At 67.2% G+C, this 14,805-nt stretch carries 14 protein-coding genes; 12 read left to right on the top strand and 2 right to left on the bottom strand.

Annotated features, from left to right (window positions below; translation table 11 throughout):
• Nucleotides 1-232: 232 nt before the first annotated feature.
• Nucleotides 233-2,098 carry an ABC-F family ATP-binding cassette domain-containing protein gene (locus AC5O77_RS09640; protein WP_049400785.1) on the top strand — a complete coding sequence of 622 codons (1,866 nt, stop codon included), beginning with the start codon at nucleotides 233-235 and terminating at the stop codon, nucleotides 2,096-2,098.
• Between the two features lie 78 nt (nucleotides 2,099-2,176).
• On the opposite strand, the gene ampR is transcribed toward AC5O77_RS09640, so the two are convergent.
• Nucleotides 2,177-3,043 carry a LysR family transcriptional regulator AmpR gene (gene ampR, locus AC5O77_RS09635; RefSeq protein WP_049422902.1) on the bottom strand — a complete coding sequence of 289 codons (867 nt, stop codon included), beginning with the start codon at nucleotides 3,041-3,043 and terminating at the stop codon, nucleotides 2,177-2,179.
• Between the two features lie 177 nt (nucleotides 3,044-3,220).
• On the opposite strand from ampR, the gene blaL2 reads away from it, so the two are divergent.
• From blaL2 to AC5O77_RS09620, 3 genes are all read left to right on the top strand, one after another.
• Complete coding sequence (gene blaL2, locus AC5O77_RS09630; RefSeq protein ID WP_180837832.1) at nucleotides 3,221-4,132, top strand: L2 family extended-spectrum class A beta-lactamase; 912 nt, start codon at nucleotides 3,221-3,223, stop codon at nucleotides 4,130-4,132.
• An 85-nt stretch (nucleotides 4,133-4,217) separates the two neighbouring features.
• Complete coding sequence (locus AC5O77_RS09625; RefSeq protein WP_032128538.1) at nucleotides 4,218-5,432, top strand: cation:proton antiporter; 1,215 nt, start codon at nucleotides 4,218-4,220, stop codon at nucleotides 5,430-5,432.
• Nucleotides 5,433-5,487: 55 nt separating this feature from the next.
• A complete protein-coding gene (locus AC5O77_RS09620) occupies nucleotides 5,488-6,129 on the top strand; it encodes a hypothetical protein (protein WP_478057738.1) in 642 nt (213 codons plus the stop codon).
• Nucleotides 6,130-6,172: 43 nt separating this feature from the next.
• Here AC5O77_RS09620 and AC5O77_RS09615 read toward each other — a convergent pair whose 3' ends face one another.
• Complete coding sequence (locus AC5O77_RS09615; RefSeq protein WP_478057739.1) at nucleotides 6,173-6,922, bottom strand: DUF3011 domain-containing protein; 750 nt, start codon at nucleotides 6,920-6,922, stop codon at nucleotides 6,173-6,175.
• Between the two features lie 158 nt (nucleotides 6,923-7,080).
• Here AC5O77_RS09615 and aspS point away from each other — a divergent pair, with 158 nt between their 5' ends.
• From aspS to AC5O77_RS09575, 8 genes are all read left to right on the top strand, one after another.
• A complete protein-coding gene (aspS, locus tag AC5O77_RS09610; RefSeq protein ID WP_494506739.1) occupies nucleotides 7,081-8,832 on the top strand; it encodes an aspartate--tRNA ligase in 1,752 nt (583 codons plus the stop codon).
• A gap of 16 nt (nucleotides 8,833-8,848) precedes the next feature.
• Nucleotides 8,849-9,181: a hypothetical protein gene (locus AC5O77_RS09605; RefSeq protein WP_012511902.1), complete on the top strand. Its 333-nt coding sequence runs from the start codon at nucleotides 8,849-8,851 to the stop codon at nucleotides 9,179-9,181.
• Nucleotides 9,182-9,213: 32 nt separating this feature from the next.
• On the top strand, nucleotides 9,214-9,735 hold the full coding sequence (locus tag AC5O77_RS09600; RefSeq protein ID WP_012511901.1) for a GNAT family N-acetyltransferase: 522 nt from the start codon (nucleotides 9,214-9,216) through the stop codon (nucleotides 9,733-9,735).
• Between the two features lie 75 nt (nucleotides 9,736-9,810).
• Nucleotides 9,811-10,443 carry an esterase/lipase family protein gene (locus tag AC5O77_RS09595; protein WP_494506738.1) on the top strand — a complete coding sequence of 211 codons (633 nt, stop codon included), beginning with the start codon at nucleotides 9,811-9,813 and terminating at the stop codon, nucleotides 10,441-10,443.
• Between the two features lie 162 nt (nucleotides 10,444-10,605).
• Nucleotides 10,606-11,337: a YebC/PmpR family DNA-binding transcriptional regulator gene (locus tag AC5O77_RS09590; RefSeq protein ID WP_006386270.1), complete on the top strand. Its 732-nt coding sequence runs from the start codon at nucleotides 10,606-10,608 to the stop codon at nucleotides 11,335-11,337.
• A 129-nt stretch (nucleotides 11,338-11,466) separates the two neighbouring features.
• Nucleotides 11,467-11,988 carry a crossover junction endodeoxyribonuclease RuvC gene (gene ruvC / locus AC5O77_RS09585; protein WP_006386268.1) on the top strand — a complete coding sequence of 174 codons (522 nt, stop codon included), beginning with the start codon at nucleotides 11,467-11,469 and terminating at the stop codon, nucleotides 11,986-11,988.
• 13 nt (nucleotides 11,989-12,001) lie between these two features.
• A complete protein-coding gene (gene ruvA, locus AC5O77_RS09580; RefSeq protein ID WP_012511898.1) occupies nucleotides 12,002-12,595 on the top strand; it encodes a Holliday junction branch migration protein RuvA in 594 nt (197 codons plus the stop codon).
• Between the two features lie 49 nt (nucleotides 12,596-12,644).
• Nucleotides 12,645-14,564, top strand: a complete 1,920-nt coding sequence (locus AC5O77_RS09575) for a potassium transporter Kup (RefSeq protein ID WP_032128529.1) — start codon at nucleotides 12,645-12,647, stop codon at nucleotides 14,562-14,564.
• The last annotated feature ends 241 nt before the right edge of the window (nucleotides 14,565-14,805 follow it).

Below are 14,805 nucleotides of genomic sequence, written 5' to 3'. Positions count from 1 at the left end.
CAGTGCGTGTCAAATGCCAGTCATCGGAAAAAACGTTGCAGCAGCAACCATTTAGCCCGGATCGGCACTGGCGGGGGAGGGAGCCCGGGACGCGCGCGGCAAGGACGTGGGAGAGAGGAACGCCGGCCGCCGCGCATCCCGGGACGCGTCAAGTATTCGTTAACGCTAGAATTGCGTCGCAGGAACAGTGCTCACCAGCACATTCCATCTGGTTATATGGACGCCTCCCCCGATGATTTCCCTTCGTAATTTCGCCTTGCGCCGCGGCGAGCGGCTGCTGTTGTCCAATGTCGACCTGACCCTGCACGCCGGTTACCGGGTGGGTGTGGTCGGCCGCAACGGTGCTGGCAAGTCCAGCCTGTTCGCGGCGGTGAAGGGCGAGCTGGAGGCGGACAAGGGCGATGTCGATCTGCCCGGCAAGGTGCGCATCGCCAGCGTCGCCCAGGAAACCCCGTCGCTGCCCGACCCGGCGCTGAGCTTCGTGCTGGGCGGTGACATCGAGGTGGCTGCAGTGCTGGCCGCCGAGGCCGAGGCGACCGCCCGTGAAGACTGGGAAGCGGTGGCCGAGGCGCACACGAAGATGGCCGAGCTCAATGCCTACGACGCCGAAGCGCGCGCCGGCAAGCTGCTGCACGGCCTCGGTTTCCCGGCAGAGACCCACCACCGCGCGGTGTCCTCGTTCTCCGGCGGCTGGCGCGTGCGCCTGAACCTGGCACGCGCGCTGATGATGCCCAGCGACCTGCTGCTGCTGGACGAACCGACCAACCACCTGGATCTGGACGCGGTGTACTGGCTGGAGCAGTGGCTGCTGAAATATCCGGGCACTCTGCTTCTGATCTCGCATGACCGCGAGTTCCTCGACAACGTGGCCACCCACACCCTGCACCTGCACGGTGGCGGCGCCAAGCTCTACCCGGGCGGCTACACCGACTTCGAGCGCCAGCGCGCCGAACAGCTGCGCCAGCAGCAGATCGCGCACGAGAAGGAACAGGCCGAGCGTGCCCACCTGCAGAGCTTCATCGACCGCTTCAAGGCGCAGGCCAGCAAGGCCGCGCAGGCGCAGAGCCGCATGAAGCGCCTGGCCAAGCTGGCCGGCACCGAAGCGGTGCGTGCCGAGCGCGAGTTCCGCATCGAGTTCGCGCCGCCGGCCAAGCTGCCGTTCTCGCTGATCCGCCTGAACCACGTCGAGGCCGGCTACGGCAAGGACGCGGTGATCCTGCACAACGTCGGCTTCGGCCTGGAAGCGGGCCAGCGCATCGGCCTGCTCGGCCCCAACGGTGCCGGTAAGACCACGCTGGTGAAGACCCTGGTGGGCGAGCTGGCGCCGATCGTCGGCGAGCGCATGGCGCACCCGGACCTGAAGATCGGCTACTTCGCCCAGCACACGGTGGAGTCGCTGCACGAAGGCCAGTCGCCGATGGAGCATTTCCGCGAGATCGCCCCGGACGCACCGAACCAGTCGTTCCGCGATTTCCTCGGCAAGTGGAACTTCCCGGGCGACCGCGCGTTCGAGCCGGTGGATGGTTTCTCCGGCGGCGAGCGCGCGCGCCTGGCGCTGGCGCTGATCGCCTGGCAGCAGCCGAATGTGCTGCTGCTGGACGAACCGACCAACCACCTTGACCTGGAAATGCGCGAAGCGCTGGCTGAGGCACTGGCCACCTTCGAAGGCGCGATCGTGATGGTCTCGCATGACCGCCATCTGATCGGCCTGGTCTGCGATACCTACTGGCGCGTGGCCGATGGCGTGGTCGAGCCGTTCGACGGCGACCTCGACGCCTACGCGGCGTGGCTGCGCACCCGACCGCAGGCGCAGGGCACCAAGGCGCGCATGGAACAGGTGGAAGAGCCGGTGGTGGTCAAGACCGCGCCGGTGGCTCAGGTGGTGCAGAAGAAGCCGGTGAACCCGCACAAGCTGGCCGCCGCCGAAGCCAAGGTGGCCGAACTGGAAAGCGCTCTGGCCGAGCTGGACCGCCAGCTGGCCGACCCGGCCAACTACGCCGATGCCACCCGCATGGCGGTGATCGGCCGTGACCGCGAAACCGCTGCCGCCCAGCTGGAAAAAGCCGAAGCCGCGTGGATGGAACTGCTGGAGTCCTGACCGGTAGTGCCGGCCGCTGGCCGGCAGCGCGATGCGCCCACCACGATCAAGGGGTTGCCGGCCAGCGGCCGGCACTACCTACGCGCCCTGTGCCTGCAGCCATTCGCGGAACCGCTTCGCCGGCTCACGCTCGGCACGCGAGCGCAGTCGCGTGAGCCAGTAGCGCCCCAGCTCCAGCGTGGTGCTGAATGGCTGCAGCAGGCGACCCTCGGCCAGTTCCTGCTCGAACATGCGCAGCGGCAGCAGCGCCACGCCGGCACCACCCACCGCGGCCATCGCCACCGTCAACGACGAATCAAACACCGGCCCGCGGGCTTCCACGCCACTCACTCCTGCCGCCTGCAGCCAGCGCGGCCATTCGTCGCTGCGGTAGGAGCGCAGCAGGGGCAGGGTGCCCAGGTCGCGTGGCTGTTTGAGCCGCCGCGCCAATGCTGGTGCGCACAGCGGTGCAAACGGCGCGTCGAGGATCGCTGTGCAGGCCTGGCCCTGCCAGTCGCCATCACCGAAGCGGATCGCCAGGTCCAGCCCCTCGCCGGCCAGATCAATGCGATTGTTGTGGGTCTGCAGTCGCAGCTCGATGTCCGGGTGCGCGGCCTCGAACGCAGCCAGCCGTGGCAGCAGCCAACCGGTGGCGAAGGTGCCGACCACGCCCAGCGTCAGTACTTCACGGGCCGGGCCACCGGTGTAGCGCGCGATGCTGGCCGAGATGCGCTCGAACGATTCGTTGAGCACCGGATACAGCGCCGCGCCCTCCTCGGTGAGCGCCACGCCGCGCGGCAGACGATGGAACAGACGGATGCCGAGCCGGTCCTCCAGCCCGCGGATCTGGTGGCTCAGCGCGGCCTGGCTGACGCACAGCTCCAGCGCGGCACGGGTGAAGTTCTGGTGGCGTGCGGCCGCCTCGAAGGCACGCAGGGCGTTCAGCGGCAGGGTAGGGTGCAGCATCAGAGTAGTCGTGAGCCAGGGTGATGGCTGATCCTACCTGCCTCGCGCCCAGTTCAGGAGAATTAAGGGGTTGATTGCGACAGTCATTAATCCAGCTAATGCCTCCCGCTGATTTTTCGCGCTGGTCGCCTGCGTGCGAGGCTTCAATAATCGAACGGTCCCCCAGGAGAACCCCGCATGCTCGCCCGTCGCCGATTCCTGCAGTTCAGTGGTGCCGCCGTGGCTTCCTCGCTTGCCCTGCCGTTGCTGGCCCGTGCGGCGGGCAAGACCGCCGCCAGTGCACCGACCGATGCCGCCCTCACCGCCGCCACCGACTTCGCCGCACTGGAAAAGGCCTGTGCCGGCCGCCTCGGCGTGACCCTGTTGGACACTGCGAGCGGTCGCCGCATCGGTCATCGCCAGGACGAGCGTTTCCCGATGTGCAGCACGTTCAAGAGCGTGCTGGCCGCCACCGTACTCAGCCAGGCTGAGCGCACCCCTGGGCTGCTGGACACGCGCGTGCCGGTGCGCGATGCCGATCTTCTCTCGCACGCGCCGGTCACCCGTCGCCACGCCGGCAAGGACATGACCGTGCGTGACCTGTGCCGTGCCACGATCATCACCAGCGACAACACTGCAGCCAACCTGCTGTTCGGCGTGGTCGGTGGCCCGCCCGCGGTGACTGCGTTCCTGCGCGCGAGCGGTGATGCGGTGAGCCGCAGTGATCGCCTGGAGCCGGAGCTGAACAGCTTTGCCAAGGGCGATCCGCGCGACACCACCACGCCGGCGGCGATGGCTGCGACCCTGCAGCGCGTGGTGCTGGGCGAGGTGCTGCAGCCGGCGTCGCGGCAGCAGCTGGCCGATTGGCTGATCGACAACGAAACCGGCGACGCCTGCCTGCGCGCGGGCCTGGGCAAGCGCTGGCGCGTCGGTGACAAGACCGGCAGCAACGGCGAGGACGCGCGCAACGACATCGCCGTGTTGTGGCCGCTGGCCGGCGGCACGCCCTGGGTGCTGACCGCCTACCTGCAGGCGGGTGCGATCAGCAACGAACAGCGTGCCACGGTGCTGGCGCAGGTTGGCCGCATCGCCGATCGGCTGATCGGTTGAGGTAACCGGGGTCATTCAGAAGTGGCTTGCCGGATCGGTTCGGCGCGCGCATCCTGCGCGCGTTCGAATCACACGGAAGTCCCCCATGAGCCATGAACTGATCTACCTGCTGCTGATCTTCGCGCTGCTGGTGATCCCACGCGCGCTGCAGCGTTTCAGCCTGCCCGCGCCGCTGACCTGCCTGCTGTTCGGCATCATCGGCATGCTCTGGCTGGGCGACCAGGCGCACGACGCGGTGATCGGTCTGTTGGCCACGCTGGGCATTTCCTCGCTGTTCCTGTTCGCCGGCCTGGAAGTGGATCTGCAGGCGCTGCGCCGTGGCATGTGGCCGCTGCTGGCGCATCTGGTGATCCGTACCGGCACGCTGTTCGGTGTGGGCTGGCTGGCCTGGCGCTACGCGGGGCTGCCGTGGCAGGCCGCCGGCCTGCTGGCGCTGGCGCTGCTGACGCCGTCCACCGGCTTCATCATGGATTCGCTGTCGCGGCTGGGCCTGAGCGAGGACGAGCGGTTCTGGGTGACCAGCAAGGCCATTGCCGGTGAACTGCTGGCGCTGGCGGCGTTGTTCATCGTGCTGCAGGCCGGTGATCCGGGGCACATGGCGCTGTCCAGCCTGGCCCTGCTGGCGATGATGGTCGGCCTGCCGCTGCTGTTCATCGCGCTGGGCCGCTGGGTGGCGCCGCACGCGCCGGGTTCGGAGTTCTCGCTGCTGGTCATGGTCGGCATGGTCGCGGCGTACATCACCTATCTGCTGGGTGTGTATTACCTGGTCGGTGCCTTCATCGCCGGCCTGGTCGCGCGCCTGCTGCACCAGCGCATGCCGCTGCTGGCCTCGCACGAGAACCTGCATGCGCTGCGCCTGTTCGCCTCGTTCTTCGTGCCGTTCTACTTCTTCAACGCCGGCACCAAGGTGCCCAGCGAAGCACTGAGCTTTGAGGCGCTGGGGCTGGGCATCGTGATCACCCTGGTGGTGCTGCCGCTGCGCATCGGCGTGGTCTGGCTGCAGCGTCGGGTGATGTTCGGCGAGAGCTTCCGCAGCAGCCTGAGGGTCTCGCTGGCGCTGGCGCCGACGCTGATCTTCACCCTGGTGCTGGCCGCGATCATGCGCGAGCGCTTCCAGATCCCGGCGGTGCTGTTCGGAGCGCTGCTGCTGTATGCGGCGCTGACCACGCTGCTGCCGTCGCTGGTGTTCCGCACGCCGTTCGATGTCGATCCGGTTGAACAGGAACCTGCGGGTGAAGGCGAAGCCGCGCCGGTGGCGGCCACCGAAACGCTGCCAGCGGCATCTGCAGTCGATCGCTGAGCGGATGCTGCGCGTGCGGTTTGCGCACTTCGGCCATGGCCGTTAGGGTTGGGGCATGAAACTGCCTGCCGTTGTCACCGCTTCCGCCCTCCTGCTCAGCCTTGCTGCGTGTTCGCAGCGCTCCGATACGGTCGCCCATGATCTGGCGACCGCACCGGCCGATGCCTTCATGGCCGCCATCGCCGCGCATTGCGGCCAGGCTTACGCCGGCAAGGTGGTGGAGGACACGCCGGCACCGACCGGCAAGGATCCGTTCGCCGGGCAGCGCCTGGTCATGCATGTGCGCGGCTGTGCCGATCCGGCGCACGAGCTGCGCATCCCGTTCCATGTCGGCGATGACCACTCGCGGACCTGGGTGCTGACCCGTACGGAAACCGGCCTGCGCCTGAAGCACGACCATCGCCACGAAGACGGCAGCCCCGACGCGATCACCCTCTACGGTGGCGACAGCACGCCGCCGGGCACCGCCGAGCGCCAGCAGTTCCCCGCCGACGCCGATTCGGTGGCGATGTTCCGCCGCGCCGACATGCTGGCCTCCACGCACAACACCTGGGCGATGGAGATTGATCCCGACCAGACCTTTGTCTACGAGCTGACCCGCCCGGAGGGCCGCCGCTTCCGCGTGCAGTTCGACCTGAGCAAGCCGGTCGACCTGCCGCCCGCACCGTGGGGCGACGAGAAGGCGCCAGCACCCTGATCTTCGGGTCGGATCCCTCCGACGAAGGGATCCGACCGTGTACTTACCGCGTACCGAAACGCGCGCGGCAGCCGTTGCTCACCCACACCTGGCCACGTGAGTAGCCCCAGCTGCGGCCTTCCTGGCAGGCACTGCCGGACAGCTGCTGCTGCAGCACCGGGCGGCCCTGACGCTCATCCCAGTCGCAGGTCTGCGAGCGGTTGTTGTTGCTGCTGCAGGTAACTGAGTAATTGCTGTTGCCGCCCCCCCAGCCACCGCCACCGCCGCCCCAGCCGCGGGCTTCGGCGAATTCGGCACGGCAGCCGCCACTGACCCAGACCGCGCCGTTGCGCACGCCCCAGGTACGCCCTTCGTTGCAGGGGCTGCCGGACAGCTGGCGGACCAGGCGGGCATTGCGCCAGCCGACCGGGCAGCTGCGCTCGCGGTTGTTCTGGCTCTCGCAGCGGATGGTCTCGCCAGGCCGGCCGTTGTTGCCGCCCCAGCCACCGCCATTGCCATTGCCGCCGCCCCAGCCACCGCGGGCCTCGACGAATTCGGCGCGGCAACCGTTGGTGACCCAGATGCTGCCGTTACGGCTGCCCCAGGTGCGTCCTTCATCGCAGTCCGAGCCGGACAGCTGGCGCACCAGCTGCGCATTGCGCCAGCCGGTGTTGCAGACCCGTTCGCGGTTGTTCTGGCTTTCGCAGCGGACCACGCCGCTCTGCGCATACGCGGAAGGGGCGGGCAGGGCAAGGGTGCCCGCGGCACCCAGGCTGAGGGTTACGGCCAGGCTGGCCAGGGACAGCGGTTTCATGGCGGCATCCCATACGGTGGCAGGTGCCCGACTATAGGGAGGGGGGCGATCAAGCCGGTGTGACTGGCCGGATTTGCCCCGGCCGGGGCCTCGGCCGCAGAATACGAGGCTTTCCGGCCCCCATCCGGTGCCGGCGTTCTCCAGCGGAGCTTCCCCCCATGCGTACCCACTTCTGCGGCCTGGTCGATGAGACCCTGATTGGCCAGACTGTCACCCTCGCCGGCTGGACCGACGTGGCCCGTAACCAGGGCGGCGTCTGCTTCATCGATCTTCGAGATCATGAAGGCATCGTGCAGGTGACCGTGGAAGTCGACAACGCCGACGTGTTCGCCGTGGCCGCGTCGCTGGGCTACGAGGACGTGCTGCAGGTGGAAGGCGTGGTGCGTGCCCGCCACGCGGTGAACGACAAGATGCGCACCGGCAAGGTGGAAGTGATCGCCACCGCCATCACCGTGCTGAACAAGGCCGCGCCGCTGCCGTTCCACGCCCACGAGAATCCGGGCGAGGAAACCCGCCTGAAGTACCGCTACCTGGACCTGCGCCGCCCGGAAATGCAGCGCATGCAGCGCACCCGCATCAAGCTGGTGCAGGCCCTGCGCCGCCATCTGGACGAAAAGGGCTTCCAGGACATCGAGACCCCGATCCTGACCAAGGCCACCCCGGAAGGCGCGCGCGACTTCCTGGTGCCGGCGCGCATGCACCCGGGCGAGTTCTACGCCCTGCCGCAGAGCCCGCAGCTGTTCAAGCAGATCCTGATGGTGGCCGGCTTCGACCGCTACTACCAGATCGCGCGCTGCTTCCGCGACGAGGCCCTGCGTGCCGACCGCCAGCTGGAATTCACCCAGCTGGACATGGAATTCGCCTTCGTCCGCGAGCGCGACGTGCAGGATTTCGTCGAGGACATGATCCGCGCCATCTTCAAGGAAGTGGTCGACGTCCAGCTGGATGCCAGCTTCCCGCGCATGACCTGGGCCGAGGCAATGCGTCGCTACGGCTCGGACAAGCCGGACCTGCGCATCGCGCTGGAGCTGGTCGACGTGGCCGAGCTGGTCAAGGACAGCGAGTTCGCCGTGTTCACCGGCCCGGCCAATGACGCCGAAGGCCGCGTCGCCGCGCTGCGCATCCCGGGCGGTGCAGCGCTCAGCCGCAAGCAGATCGACGAATACGCAGCGCATGCCGCCAAGTACGGCGCCAAGGGCCTGGCCTACATCAAGATCGCCGACAACGGCGAAGTCAGCTCGCCGATCCAGAAGTTCTTCAGCGAGGAATCCTTCGCCGCCCTGGTCGCGCACGTCGGTGCCGGCAATGGCGACATCGTGTTCTTCGGTGCTGGTGGCTACAACAAGGTCTCCGACTTCATGGGCGCGCTGCGCCTGAAGGCCGGCAAGGACTTCGGCCTGGTCGCCGACGGCTGGGCCCCGTTGTGGGTCACCGACTTCCCGATGTTCGAGTGGGACGACGAAGCGCAGCGTTACGTCGCCCTGCATCACCCCTTCACCGCACCGGCGGTGGACGACATCGCCGACCTGCGTGCCAATGCCCGTACCGCCGTTTCGCGCGGCTACGACATGGTGCTCAACGGCAATGAAATCGGCGGCGGCTCGATCCGTATCCACCGTCCGGACATGCAGAGCGCAGTGTTTGAACTGCTGGGCATCGGCGCCGAAGAGGCCCGCGCCAAGTTCGGCTTCCTGCTCGACGCGCTGAACTACGGCGCGCCGCCGCACGGTGGCATCGCCTTCGGTATCGACCGCATCGCCGCGCTGATGGCCGGCACCGAGTCGATCCGCGACGTCATCCCATTCCCGAAGACCACTGGTGCACAGGATCTGATGACCGACGCGCCGTCGCCGATCGTCGACGTGCAGCTGGCCGAAGTACACATCCAGGTTCGCCCCAAGACCAACTGATCAGGAGATCCAGGCAATGACCGAGTTTGCGTTTTCGCTGGAGTGGGAAAAGCTGGGCAATGAAGGCTCCGAGGCCACCCTGGTCACCGAGCGTGCACGCGTGTTCGGTGGTTGGCTGGTCCGTGTCGGTACCAACCCGGCGGCGATGGCCCTGACCTTCGTCGCCGACGGCGAAGGCCGTTGGGATGGTGAAGACTTCGGCGTCGAGGATTACGAGGACGACGAAGAGGAAGAGTACGACGAGGACGAGGAAGGCGAAGAAGAGGAAGACGGCGAGGAAGAAGAGGACGACGAGGAATACGAAGAGGAAGAGGAAGAAGACGAGAAGGCAGCGGCGGAACGGGCTTGACCCGAACCGTTGTCCTGACGTCAACTCGACCCATGTATTCGATCCGCCGCGCTACTGTGGACGACGCGCCGACCCTGTCGGCGCTGGCCGCCCGCACGTTCACCGAAACCTTCGGACATCTTTATCCGCCGCAGGACCTGCAGGCGTTCCTGGATGAGTCCTATACGGTCGAGCGCCAGCGCACGATCCTGGCCCACCCCGATTACGCGGTGTGGCTGCTGGAACTGGATGGGGAGGCGGTCGGCCATGCCGCCGCCGGCCCCTGTGGCCTGCCGCATCCCGAGGTGAAGCCTGGTGACGGCGAACTCAAGCGGCTGTACCTGATCAAGACGCAGCAGAGCTGCGGCTGGGGCAGCCGGCTGCTGGAAACCGCATTGGCCTGGCTGGAACAGCCGGGCCCGCGCACGCTGTGGCTGGGCGTGTGGTCGGAAAACTTCGGTGCGCAGCGCTTCTACGCCCGTTATGGTTTCGAGAAGGTCGGCGAGTACCTGTTCCCGGTCGGCGACACGAACGATCTTGAATTCATCCTGCGCCGCGCACCGCGCGAGGCCTGACGTTCACCGCCGCTTGCTGCGCGCGCGTGTCCAATCACCGTACGTTCCTGCCCCGCTGACTGCCAGGCTGTTTGCATGACTCCCCCCGTATTACTGCTGCATGGCATCTGGAACGCCCGCGCCTGGGTCGGGCCGCTGGCCTGGCGCCTGCGCGCGCGTGGCTTTCAGGTGCATGCGTTTGGTTATTCCTCGGTGTTCGGCGGCCCGGACGTGGCCGTGCCGCAGCTGCTGGAGCGGCTGGCCGATGCCGGCCCGCTGTCGCTGGTCGGCCATAGCCTGGGCGGACTGCTGGCGCTGGAGGCATTGCGTCGCAATCCGCAGCTGCCGGTGCAACGCGTGGTCTGCCTGGGGTCACCGCTGCGCGGCAGTGGTACGGCGCGTTCGCTGTCCGAACATGGCTGGGGCCTGGCCCTGGGCCGCAGCAGCGATCTGCTGCTGGACGGCCTGCCGGACTGGCAGGGCAAAGCCGAGGTCGGCCTGATCGCTGGTTCGGTCCCGCACGGGCTGGGTAGCCTGCTCGGCGCCATTGACGATGCCTCCGACGGTACCGTGGCGCTGGCCGAGACCCGGCTGCCGGGGCTGGCTGACCACTGCGTGGTGCGTACCAGCCACAGCGGCCTGGTGGTGTCGCCGGATGCAGCCCGGCAGACCGCGCATTTCCTCCGTCACGGCCAGTTCCAGCACGGTCGCGCCGCCGCCGCCGCGTAAGTCGGTGGGCGCGAACGTCCTCCATTGGTGGGGGCAAAACGTTGGTTCGCACGCTCTTCGCCGGGCCAAGGCCGGCGGCATCTGGCCGGCCTCGACACGGTCACGGGGCCCGATCAGGTAGAATCCGCGGCCTTATCCATCAACGCACGTACGGAAAGACCCATGGGTAGAGGCCCCTCCATCGAAAACCGCAAAAACGCGTCTGACGCGAAGCGCGGCAAGATTTTCACCAAGATCATCCGTGAGATCGGCGTTGCCGCGCGCGGCGGTGGAGGCGACCCCAACAACAACCCGCGCCTGCGCGTGGCGATGGACAAGGGCCTGACCGCGAACATGTCCAAGGACGTGATCGAGCGCGCCATCAAGAAGGCCACCGGCGAGCTGGAAGGTGTCGAGTACGAGGAAATCCGCTACGAGGGCTATGCCCCGGGTGGCGTGGCGGTCATCGTCGACTGCCTGACCGACAACCGCGTGCGCACGGTGGCCGATGTCCGCCATGCGTTCAGCAAGTGCGGCGGCAACATGGGCACCGAAGGCTCGGTGAGCTTCATGTTCAAGCGCGTGGGCGTGCTGCATTTCGCCGCAGGTGCCGATGAGGACGCCATTTCCGAAGCGGCCATCGAGGCCGGTGCGGACGACATCGTGGTCTATCCCGAAGATGGCGCGATCGACGTGCTCACCGCCGCCGACAGCTACCACGCGGTCAAGGAAGCGATGGAAGCGGCCGGACGCACGCCGGATCATGCGGAACTGACCTTCCGAGCCGACAACGACATCAAGGTCGAAGGCGACACCGTCCTGCAGGTCAAGAAGCTGCTGGACATGCTGGAAGACCTCGACGACGTACAGGATGTGTACTCCAACGCCGATCTCGGCGCGGACGCGTACGCCTGAACGGACGCACCACCGGTCGCCTTTGGCGGCCGGTGAGCGGACAATGCGCACCATGATGACCCCAGCCGTTTCCTGCCATTGCCGCTGCCAGCGTCCGTCCCGGGCCTTCGGCAGCCGCGTGTGTGCCGCATGACCCGCATTCTTGGCATCGACCCGGGTTCGCAGCGGACCGGGGTCGGCATCATCGATGTCGATGCCACCGGCCGGGTGAGCCATGTGCATCACCAACCGCTGGTGCTGCTGGGCGCTGATGACTTCCCGCAGCGGATGAAGCTGCTGGTGCTGGGCCTGGCCGACCTCTGCCGTGAGTACGAACCGCAGGAAGTGGCCATCGAACGCGTGTTCATGGCACGCAACCCCGATTCGGCGCTGAAGCTGGGCCAGGCCCGTGGCGCGGCGATTTCGGCCGTGGTGCTGCGCGACCTGCCGGTGCACGAATATGCCGCCAGCGAGATCAAGCTGGCGGTGGTCGGGCGCGGCGGCGCCGAAAAGCAACAGGTTCAACACATGGTCGGGCTCATGCTCAACCTGAAAACCAAGCTGCAGGCCGACGCGGCCGACGCGTTGGCGGTGGCCATCACCCATGCCCACGTAAGGGCAACGGCCAACCGCCTGGGGCTCAGTGCCCGCCAGGCGTGGGGCCGCAAATGAGGAGCTGCACGCAATGATCGGTCGACTGCGCGGCATCGTCGCCTACAAGGCGCCGCCGTGGCTGGTGGTGGACGTGAACGGAGTGGGCTACGAGCTGGAGGCGCCGATGAGCACCTTCTACGACCTGCCCGAACTCGGCCGCGAGGTCACCCTGTACACCCATTACTCGCAGAAGGAAGACAGCGTCTCGCTGTACGGCTTCCTGCGCGAGGGCGAGCGGCGCCTGTTCCGCGACGTGCAGAAGGTCAGCGGCATCGGCGCGAAGATCGCGCTGGCCGTGCTGTCCGGTGTCACCGTCGAGGAGTTCGCGCGCATGGTCCAGGCTGGCGACATCACCGCGCTGACCCGCATCCCCGGCATCGGCAAGAAGACCGCCGAGCGCATGGTGCTTGAGCTGCGCGACCGCGCTGCCCAGTTCGGTGCCGGTGGCGCGCTGCCGACCGGCAGTGGCCCGGCCCCGGCTGATCCGCTGTCCGATGCCACCGTGGCCCTGCAGCAGCTGGGTTACAAGCCGGCTGAAGCGGCGCGGATGGCCCGCGAAGCCTTCAATGAAGGTGATGAAGTGGCCATCGTGATCCGCAAGGCGCTGCAGTCGGCGCTGCGCTGACCCGCTTTCCTTTCCTCCAACGAACCGCCTGAGCCCCGCCAGGAGTCCCATGTCCAGCAGTCAAACCCCGCACGCAGCCGCCCCCGGCGGCCACGGTCACGCCCCTCCAGCCGGAGGCCTGGCGCTGATCATCGGTGCGATCGGCGTGGTCTTCGGCGATATCGGCACCAGCCCGCTGTACACCCTGAAGGAGGCGTTCTCGCCGCACTACGGGCTCAACAGCGACCATGACACCGTGCTGGGCGTGCTGTCGCTGGCGTTCTGGGCGCTGAACATCGTGGTCACCCTGAAGTACGTGACCATCATCATGCGCGCCGACAATGACGGCGAAGGCGGCATCATGGCGCTGATGGCGCTGACCCAGCGCACGCTGCGCAACGGGTCGCGCTCGGCCTATGTGGTCGGCATCCTCGGCATCTTCGGTGCCTCGCTGTTCTTCGGCGATGGCGTGATCACCCCCGCGATATCGGTGCTGGGTGCGGTGGAAGGCCTGGAAGTTGCCGCGCCAGGACTGCACGCCTTCATCGTTCCGATCACCGTGGTGGTACTGCTGGCGGTGTTCGCGGTACAGCGCTTCGGCACCGCGAAGATCGGCAAGCTGTTCGGGCCGATCACCTCGATCTGGTTCATTTCGCTGGCGGCGATCGGCATCTACAACATCGTCGATGCACCGGAAGTGCTGAAGGCGTTCAACCCGTGGTGGGCGATCCGCTTCTTCATGGAGCATGGCTGGCACAGCATCTTCATCCTGGGCGCGGTGGTGCTGGCAGTGACCGGTGGCGAGGCGCTGTACGCCGACATGGGCCACTTCGGTGCCAAGCCGATCCGCCACGCCTGGTACTTCTTCGTGCTGCCGTGCCTGGTGCTGAACTACCTGGGGCAGGGTGCGCTGGTGCTCAACCACCCCGAGGCGGTAAAGAATCCGTTCTTCGAAGCGGTGCCGTCGTGGGCGCTGTACCCGATGATCATCCTGGCCACGATGGCAGCGGTGATTGCCTCGCAGTCGGTCATCACCGGCGCGTTCTCGGTCTCGCGCCAGGCCATGCAGCTGGGCTACATCCCGCGCATGCGCATCAAGCACACCTCGCACGACACCATCGGCCAGATCTACATCCCGGGCATCAACTGGGGTATCGCAGTGATGGTGATCGGCCTGGTGCTGGCCTTCCGCAGCTCGTCCAACCTGGCCGTGGCCTACGGCATCTCGGTGTCGGCCACGATGCTGATCGATACCCTGCTGCTGGCCCTGGTGGCGCGCTCGCTGTGGCCGAAGGCGCGCAAGTGGATCCTGCCGCTGTGCGTGGTGTTCTTCGTCATCGACCTCGGCTTCGTCATCGCCAACGGCGCCAAGCTGCTGCAGGGCGCCTGGTTCCCGGTGGTGCTGGGTATCTTCCTGTTCACCATGATGCGCACCTGGCGCCGTGGCCGCGAGCTGCTGCGCGATGAGATCCGCAAGGACGGCATTCGCCTGGACACCTTCCTGCCAGGCCTGATGCTGGCGCCGCCGGTACGCGTGCCGGGCACCGCGGTATTCCTCACCGCCGACCCGACCGTGGCTCCGCATGCGCTGATGCACAACCTCAAGCACAACAAGGTGCTGCACGAGCGCAACGTGTTCCTGCACGTGGAAACCCTGCCCATTCCCTACGCGATGGAAGGGCAGCGGCTGAAGATCGAATCGGTGGGCGACGAGTTCTACCGCGTCTACGTGCGCTTCGGTTTCATGGAGACCCCGGACGTGCCGCTGGCGCTGATGCGCTCGTGCGACCACGGCGGCATCTACTTCGACCCGATGGACACCACCTTCTTCGCCAGCCGCGAAACCATCGTCGCCACCGCCAACCGCGGCATGCCGATCTGGCGTGACAAGCTGTTCGCGCTGATGCACAGGAACGCCGCTCCGGCGACCGGGTTCTTCCGGATTCCGGGCAACAGATTGGTGGAACTGGGCGCGCAGGTGGAGATTTAATCTCCACCTGCGCTACGTCCCACGATTTGCTGCGCAAACCGTGGGCCCCGCGCGCATTCCACCTTATCCCCCCGCCTGTCGGCGCGCCCCCTTGAACAACAAGGGGGCTCCACTTGCGGAGATGCCGCGCGCTTGAAGCTTGGCCCACTCTGCTCTCCAGTTTCCTCCACGCCTGGATCTATCGTGCCGACCAACGGTCGGCACCCACCAAAGCAGAACGCCGTTCCGACAGGCCGCAGGA

This window comes from Stenotrophomonas sp. INTA L402-1, from assembly GCF_059295135.1.
The sequence above is the reverse complement of the archived record's forward strand: the minus strand, read 5'-3'. Positions and strand labels throughout refer to the sequence as shown.

What these genes read in the sequence shown, in the direction of transcription:
- AC5O77_RS09640 (WP_049400785.1), top strand. Translation starts at nt 233, where the DNA reads ATGATTTCCCTTCGTAATTTCGCCTTGCGCCGCGGCGAGCGGCTGCTG.
- ampR (WP_049422902.1), bottom strand. Translation starts at nt 3,043, where the DNA reads ATGCTGCACCCTACCCTGCCGCTGAACGCCCTGCGTGCCTTCGAGGCG.
- blaL2 (WP_180837832.1), top strand. Translation starts at nt 3,221, where the DNA reads ATGCTCGCCCGTCGCCGATTCCTGCAGTTCAGTGGTGCCGCCGTGGCT.
- AC5O77_RS09625 (WP_032128538.1), top strand. Translation starts at nt 4,218, where the DNA reads ATGAGCCATGAACTGATCTACCTGCTGCTGATCTTCGCGCTGCTGGTG.
- AC5O77_RS09620 (WP_478057738.1), top strand. Translation starts at nt 5,488, where the DNA reads ATGAAACTGCCTGCCGTTGTCACCGCTTCCGCCCTCCTGCTCAGCCTT.
- AC5O77_RS09615 (WP_478057739.1), bottom strand. Translation starts at nt 6,922, where the DNA reads ATGAAACCGCTGTCCCTGGCCAGCCTGGCCGTAACCCTCAGCCTGGGT.
- aspS (WP_494506739.1), top strand. Translation starts at nt 7,081, where the DNA reads ATGCGTACCCACTTCTGCGGCCTGGTCGATGAGACCCTGATTGGCCAG.
- AC5O77_RS09605 (WP_012511902.1), top strand. Translation starts at nt 8,849, where the DNA reads ATGACCGAGTTTGCGTTTTCGCTGGAGTGGGAAAAGCTGGGCAATGAA.
- AC5O77_RS09600 (WP_012511901.1), top strand. Translation starts at nt 9,214, where the DNA reads ATGTATTCGATCCGCCGCGCTACTGTGGACGACGCGCCGACCCTGTCG.
- AC5O77_RS09595 (WP_494506738.1), top strand. Translation starts at nt 9,811, where the DNA reads ATGACTCCCCCCGTATTACTGCTGCATGGCATCTGGAACGCCCGCGCC.
- AC5O77_RS09590 (WP_006386270.1), top strand. Translation starts at nt 10,606, where the DNA reads ATGGGTAGAGGCCCCTCCATCGAAAACCGCAAAAACGCGTCTGACGCG.
- ruvC (WP_006386268.1), top strand. Translation starts at nt 11,467, where the DNA reads ATGACCCGCATTCTTGGCATCGACCCGGGTTCGCAGCGGACCGGGGTC.
- ruvA (WP_012511898.1), top strand. Translation starts at nt 12,002, where the DNA reads ATGATCGGTCGACTGCGCGGCATCGTCGCCTACAAGGCGCCGCCGTGG.
- AC5O77_RS09575 (WP_032128529.1), top strand. Translation starts at nt 12,645, where the DNA reads ATGTCCAGCAGTCAAACCCCGCACGCAGCCGCCCCCGGCGGCCACGGT.